Source organism: Corallococcus sicarius (genome assembly GCF_003611735.1).
GTDB lineage: Bacteria > Myxococcota > Myxococcia > Myxococcales > Myxococcaceae > Corallococcus > Corallococcus sicarius.
In genome coordinates this window covers 1-2,134 of record NZ_RAWG01000591.1, presented here as the reverse complement: position 1 = coordinate 2,134, position 2,134 = coordinate 1, and the positions used below count along the sequence as shown (strand labels likewise).

1 protein-coding gene and 1 pseudogene are annotated in these 2,134 nt (G+C 67.0%); both read left to right on the top strand.

Annotated features, from left to right (window positions below; genetic code table 11):
• A pseudogene (locus D7X12_RS41020) lies at nt 1–606 on the top strand (hypothetical protein); the annotation flags it as partial.
• A gap of 128 nt (nt 607–734) precedes the next feature.
• The coding region (gene traA / locus D7X12_RS41015) for an outer membrane exchange protein TraA family protein (protein WP_279637300.1) at nt 735–2,134 on the top strand (1,400 nt) is incomplete at its 3' end.

Genomic DNA, 2,134 nt, shown 5'->3' with positions numbered 1-2,134 from the left:
GTGTTGCAGCTGGCGGACAACATCATCGAGCTGCGCGCGGGGGGCGGGCTGGTCCGGCACATCTACCTGTCTGGCGCGCGCATCGACCTGGAGCCGCCCTCGGTGGTCCTGGATTCGCTTGCGAGCGCGGTGACCGAGCAGGTCCTGCCCTCCAGCCGCGAGCACGCGCGAGGCTTCTTCCGGCGGGTGCTGTTCGAGGTGATGCAGTCCTCGCACGGCACGCTGGTGGCGGTGCTGCCCCGGGAGCGCGCGGGGTCGGCGCTCTTCGTGGACGGCATCCTGCTGCCCCGGCCGATGGACGTGGTGGCGCTGTTGGACCGGCACCATGCGACGCCGGATGGCAGCGCCGCGTCCGCGGTACGGGCGAGCGCGCAGCTCTTGCGCGGCATGATGGCCACCGATGGCATCACCGTGTTGCGCGCGGATGGGTGCATCCTCGGTTACAACGTCTTCGTGCGTCACCCGGAGACGCTTGCCCGGCAGCCGGCGTTCTTCGGCGGGGCCCGGCGGCGCACCTTCGAGGTGCTGTGCGCGGCCCTGGGGGGCGAACTCGCCGCGGCCTTCATCCGCTCCCAGGATGGGGATGTCGCGTGCCGCCGCGCGTGACCTGCGGGGTGCCGTAGGGGTTTCTGGTTTTGCCTGCTGTGCGGGCTGAGTTTGATTTCGTTCCAGGCGGACGTCGTTCAAGTGGCGGAGGACCCTGGAGGTCCTCCCGGCGCACGGGGACGCGTGACGTGGGGAAGGAAGTTGAGAACGTCAAGCAAATCTGGGAGGCTGCCGCCGACGTGCGACCCTCTCCCCTCCCCTTCCGCGCGTGTGCCGCGCTGTCCCTGCTCGCTGTGTGCCTCGCGAGCGCGCCTGCCGTGGCCCAGAAGCTGCCGGATGTCGTGGTGACAGGCGCACCGGTCGCCCCGTCCCCGAACGGCGAGGTCGGCACGGGGCTCTGCATGGCGTCCAACGTGTGGACGCGAACCGTCGCCGAGTTTCCGCAGAGCCAGACGACCTACTCGGACAACCTGAACGCATACATGGAGGAGAACAGCGCAACGCGCATGACCTCCGTGCTGCGCTCCGCGTTCGACCTGTCGAACAATCTGAACGACGGTCGAGTGCTGAGCTACGGCGACTTCGTCAATGTGGTCACGACCTGTGCCCAGGGTGGTTGTCCCTTCCACTACAACAACCCCAATGTCAGGTTCGTTTCACGCTTTCGCGGCTTCCTGAATGTCACACCGGACATGGTCGGGCGCGTTCTGCACTTCGGCTTCTATGCCGACGACGCCATCAGCTTCGTCCTGTTCGACCGCAGCAGTCGCCGTTACGACGTCGTCATCCGCCCGCCGGAACTCGGCGCAGCGACACGACGCACCACCAACTCCGTCACCTTTAATCAATCGGGGCTCTATCCCGTTGAGTTGCTCTACGTGCAGATCGTGGAGCACTCCGCATTGGAGTTCGCGGTCCTCGACGGGACGTTCACGGATTTCGACGCCCCCGCGAACAACCCTCCGGTCGTGCCGCTCTCCTCCGCCGGATTCTCCCTGGTTCAGCCCACAAAACTCTTCCAGACGGAAACCGGCCGGCCGTCCTTCCCGTCCAACCTGGACCAGTGCGTTCAGTGCAACCGGCAGTTCGCCAACCAGCCCGGCAACGGAAGCTGTGGCCCGTCCTACTACTGCAACGCGGCAGCCCTCTGCGCTCCTTGTGACACGGCGCTCTTGTGCGGTGACACCTGCTCGCCGTGCGGACCGACCGCGCCCATCTGCGCCACCGTCAACGGCCAGTTCGCCTGCGTCCAGTGCACCCAGAACAGTGACTGCGGCACCGGCCGCTGTGACCTGACGACCAACACCTGCACCGGTTGTCTCAGGGACACCGATTGCGGCTCCGGCCAGGTCTGTGACGAGCCCAACTTCACCTGCGTCCAGTGCACCGGTGACGAGAACTGCCCCAACGGCCAGGTCTGCGACCCCACCTCGAACACCTGCGCCGAATGCAACCAGGACACCGACTGCGACCGCGGACTGCGCTGCTCCAACCACGCCTGCGTCCTCTGTGACTCCAACGACGCCTGCGCCGGCAACTCCTGCAACTGCTGCCCCAATGGCACCCAGTGCGCCGCGCCCACCCCCGG